This is a genomic window from Stenotrophomonas sp. P5_A8 (assembly GCF_056400545.1).
Window position 1 is genome coordinate 1 of the sequence record NZ_JBFULB010000316.1, and the last position, 4,419, is coordinate 4,419.

Annotated in this window: 5 protein-coding genes; 3 read left to right on the plus strand and 2 right to left on the minus strand. The window is 69.1% G+C overall.

Translation table 11 applies throughout. The features are described 5' to 3' along the window. Positions 1–132: 132 nt before the first annotated feature. Entirely contained in the window at positions 133–1,323 is a 1,191-nt protein-coding gene (locus AC1DQP_RS17075) for an MFS transporter (protein ID WP_457320761.1), read from the minus strand. A 112-nt stretch (positions 1,324–1,435) separates the two neighbouring features. On the opposite strand from AC1DQP_RS17075, the gene AC1DQP_RS17080 reads away from it, so the two are divergent. Next, positions 1,436–2,362, plus strand: a complete 927-nt coding sequence (locus tag AC1DQP_RS17080; protein ID WP_256777011.1) for a LysR substrate-binding domain-containing protein — start codon at positions 1,436–1,438, stop codon at positions 2,360–2,362. On the opposite strand, the gene AC1DQP_RS17085 is transcribed toward AC1DQP_RS17080, so the two are convergent. Then, on the minus strand, positions 2,337–2,807 hold the full coding sequence (locus AC1DQP_RS17085; protein ID WP_256777010.1) for a YehS family protein: 471 nt from the start codon (positions 2,805–2,807) through the stop codon (positions 2,337–2,339). The genes AC1DQP_RS17080 and AC1DQP_RS17085 overlap by 26 nt on opposite strands. Before the next feature lie 177 nt (positions 2,808–2,984). Between AC1DQP_RS17085 and AC1DQP_RS17090 the strand changes: the two genes are divergently transcribed. Then, positions 2,985–3,449 (plus strand): hypothetical protein, encoded by a 465-nt coding sequence (locus AC1DQP_RS17090; RefSeq protein ID WP_478052065.1) that lies wholly within the window; start codon positions 2,985–2,987, stop codon positions 3,447–3,449. 39 nt (positions 3,450–3,488) lie between these two features. Next, positions 3,489–4,238, plus strand: a complete 750-nt coding sequence (locus AC1DQP_RS17095; protein ID WP_457320766.1) for an SDR family NAD(P)-dependent oxidoreductase — start codon at positions 3,489–3,491, stop codon at positions 4,236–4,238. The last annotated feature ends 181 nt before the right edge of the window (positions 4,239–4,419 follow it).

Below are 4,419 nucleotides of genomic sequence, written 5' to 3' on the forward strand. Positions count from 1 at the left end.
GCTCCCACCCACGCTCCCACCCACCGCGCAAATGCAGCCGACCAACGGTCGGCTCTACGGCGTCACGTCGCGGCAGCCGACCAACGGTCGGCTCTACGGTGTCACGTCGCGACAGCAGACCAACGGTCGGCGTTACGACGCCTTCCGCTTCTCCGCGACCGCCGCCCACGCCCACACCCCCATCGCCACGACCGCCACCCCAAACCCGGCCACGCACACGCCCATCCACCCGAACGCGCCATACACCTGCGCCGAGACCAGCGACCCCAACGAACCGCCGATGAAGTACCCGGTCATATACCCCGCATTGAGCCGGTTGCGCGCCTCGGGGCGCAGCGCGAACACCACGTTCTGATTGCTCACGTGCAGCAGCTGCGCCGCCAGGTCCAGCACCAGCACGCCCACCACCAGCGCCACCAGCGACTGCGTGGAAAAGCCCAGCGGCAGCCACGACACCGCCAGCAGCACCAGCGCCAGCGTCGTCGCCAACGCCGCCTTGCCCCGGTCCGCCATCCGCCCCGCCAGCCCTGCCGCCAACGTGCCCGCCGCGCCCACCAGCCCGAACAGCCCGATCGTCGCGTCGCTGTAGTGGTACGGCGCGCCCGCCAGCAGGAACGCCAGCGGCGTCCAGAACATGGCGAACATCGCAAAACTCAGTGCGCCCAGCAGCGTGCGCAGGCGGAACACCGGCTCCTGCGCGAACAGCGTCCCGATCGAGCGCAGCAACGCGCCATAACCCAACCCCGCATGCTGGTAGAAACGCGGCAACGTGCGATACAGCACCCACGTGGTCAGCACCAGCGTGCCCGCGGCCATCCAGTACACCCAGCGCCAGTCGCCCAGCGACGACAACGCACCGGCCACCGTCCGCGCCAGCAGGATGCCCAGCAGCAGCCCGCTCATCACCGTGCCCACCACCCGGCCACGCTCTTCGGGCCGTGCCAGCGTCGCCGCGAACGGCACCAGCACCTGCGCCACCACCGAGAACAACCCGGTGATCGCCGTGCCCACCAGCAGCCAGACGAATTCATGGCTCAACGCGCTCACCACCAACCCCGACGCCGACAGCAGCGACATCACCACGATCAACCGCCGCCGCTCGAACATGTCGCCCAGCGGTACCAGCAGCACCACGCCCACGCCGTAGCTCAACTGCGCCGCCGTCACCAGCATGCCCGCGCGCCCGAAGGACACCCCGAACTCGCCGGCGATGGTGTGCAGCAGCGGCTGCGCGTAGTAATTGCTGGCCACCGCCACGCCCGTGGCAAAGGCCATCAACAGCACCTGCCAGCGGCTCAAGGGGGTGTGGACATCGGCGGTCATACGGCTTCCAGGTGTCAGGGGGACGCCAGTGTCCGCCTCGCGTCGCGATGATGGAAATGAATAGTTATCATCCAGCGCATCTGGAAAATAGATGGATGGTGGAGATGTTGGCGTGAACCTCAAACAGCTCGAGTTCTGCGTGGCCCTGGCCGAAGAACGCAACTTCACCCGCGCCGCCGCGCGCTGCCACGTCGTGCAGTCCGCACTCAGCCACCAGATCGCCCACCTGGAAGAAGAACTGCAGGCCACCCTGTTCGAGCGCCTGCCGCGCCAGGTACGGGTCACCCCGGCCGGCGAGGTGCTGCTCACCCACGCGCGCCAGGTGTTGGACTCGCTGCGCCACCTGCGCGAAGACGTCGCCGCCGTCGCCGGCCAGGTGCGCGGCACCCTCACCATCGGCCAGATCACCTCGCTCACCGCCGTGGACCTGGTCGCCTGCCTGGCCGCCTTCCACACGCGCTACCCGCAGGTGGAATTCCGCCTGCGCATGGACAAGAGCGAAGTGCTGATGGAAGACGTGCGCGAGCGCCGCGTGGATGTCGCCTTGGTCGGCCTCTCGCCGGGCACCGCCATCGACGGTGCCTGCCATCGCCTGCTCGCCGAAGAATCGATGGTGGCCGTGCTGCCGCCCAACCACCCGCTGGCCAGCCGCAAACGGCTGTCGCTGGCCACCCTGGCCGAACTGCCGCTGGTGGACTTCCAATATGGCAGCGGCGCGCGCCGCCAGACCGACGAGGCCTTCGCCGCCGCCGGGCTACCGCATCGGGTGCCGTTCGAGATCAACCATATGTCGCTCATCGAGCGCTTCGTACAGCAGGGGCTGGCGGTGGGCATCGTGCCGGTGGCCATCGCCGCCGGCTTCACCGGCGTGGCCTGCGTGGCCATCCAGGATGCGCCCGTGCGGCGCGTGCATGCGGTGTGGTCGAAACTGCCCACGCCGGCGGCGCGGGCCTTCATGCAGGAACTGCTGCAGCACGTGGCCCCGCAGGCCGAGCCACGTACCGGGGTGGGGCTCAGGCAGCGCGCACGCGCAGGGTGAGGCCCTTGAGGAAGTTGCGCAGCAGCTGGTCGCCGCAGGCCCGGTAGTTCTTGTGGTCCGGCTGGCGGAACAGCGCCGACAGCTCCGGCTTGGACACCGGGAACCCGGCGTTGTCGAAGATCTCGTGCATGTCCACGTCCTTCAACTGGAACGCCACGCGCAGCTTCTTCAGCACCAGGTTGTTGGTGATGCGCTTTTCGACCGGGCGCAGCGGCTGGCTCTCGTCGCGGCCACGGAAGTGCACGATCAGCCCATCCAGGAAGTGCGCCAAGGTGCGGTCATCGCACGGCACGAAACCTTCCTCGTCTTCCTTGCGCAGCCAACCGGCCACGTCGGCCTTGTCGATCACGAAGGCCGGGTCGGCCAGGGCACAGGTGTCGGCAATCATGCCGTCGCTGAGGTCGAGCATGTAGCGGATGCTGCGCAGTACATCGTTGTTGATCATGGGACGTCCAATACCGCCGGCGCGGCTGCGCGGCTGGCGGCCATTTTACCCCCTGCCGGTCGCCGGCCCCGTCGCGACCGGCGCGGCTGTCATCTGGCTGCCATGAAAGTGAAGCATAGTGCCGCCATCGGGCATCGACAGGCAGTGGAGCAGGCAATGYGCAGGTGGCAGGCAGTAATGGGTGCGGGAATGCTGTGGCTGGCCGGATCGGCCGCCGCCCAGGTGCCCTACGTGGCGATCGAACAGCGCGTGGACCCGCAGGCACTGGCGCAGGTGGGGCTCACCCCCGCCCAGTTGCAGACCTTGAACCGCCTGCTGCAAGAGGCCGACGCGCGCGCCCCGTCCCCGTCGGTGGCCGCCGCCCCGGTCGCCGCGCCCGGCGCGCCCACCCCCGCCCCGATGTTCCCCGGCCTGGACGACGGCCCGATCAAGGCCAAGGTCACCGGCCAGGTGGATGGCTGGGCGCCGGGCACCGTGTTCACCCTCGACAACGGCCAGCAGTGGCAGGTGCTCAAGGGTGAAATGACGCTCAAGGCCAGCCGCAGCAACCCCGAGATCGTCGTGGTGCCGGGCATTGCCGGGCGCTGGTTCCTGCAGGTGGACGAAGACCTGCCCAAGGCGCGCGTGTTCCGCATCCGCTGATCGGTGCGAAAATGGCGGGGATTCCCACGGAGTACCCCGATGACCCGTACCGCTCTGATTACCGGCGCCACCTCCGGCTTTGGCGCTGCCGCCGTCCATCGTTTCGCCCAGGCCGGCTGGCGTGTCATCGCCACCGGCCGGCGCGCTGAACGGCTGCAGCCGCTGGTCGACGCCTACGGTCCCGAGCGCGTCCATGCGGCCGTCTTCGACGTGCGCGACAGCGCCGCCATGGAGGCCGCACTGGCCGCCCTGCCGGCCGACTTCGCCGCCATCGACCTGCTGGTCAACAACGCCGGCCTCGCCCAGGGCACCGCCCCGGCGCAGAGCGCCTCGCTTGAAGACTGGCGCACCATGATCGACACCAACGTCACCGCCCTGGTCACCCTCACCCACCGCCTGCTGCCGCAGCTGGTGGCGCGCAAGGGCGCCATCATCAACATCAGCTCGGTGGCCGGCGTGTACCCGTACCCGGGCGGCAACGCGTACGGCGGCACCAAGGCGTTCGTCAGCCAGTTCTCGCTCGGCCTGCGCGCCGACCTGCACGGCACCGGCGTGCGCGTCACCACCATCGAGCCGGGCATGGCCGAGACCGAGTTCACCCTCGTGCGCACCCACGGCAACCAGGCCGCCTCGGACACCCTCTACACCGGGGCGAACCCGATGACCGCCGAGGACATCGCCGAGCAGATCTTCTGGGTGGCCAACCTGCCGGCGCACCTCAACATCAACCGCCTGGAGCTGATGCCGGTAAGCCAGTCGTTCGCCGGTTTCCAGGTAGCGCGCGACTGATCCAACCGGATCGCTCCGGTAGAGCCGACCGTTGGTCGGCACTTCGCATCCCCCAACGGCAGCCGAGCATGGCTCGGCTCTACCGGGATGCCGCGCCCCGGAGGGTAGAGCCGAGACAAGAGCAGCCGAGCCTGGCTCGGCTCTACCGGGATGCCGCGCTGCCAAGGGTCGAGCCGAGCCA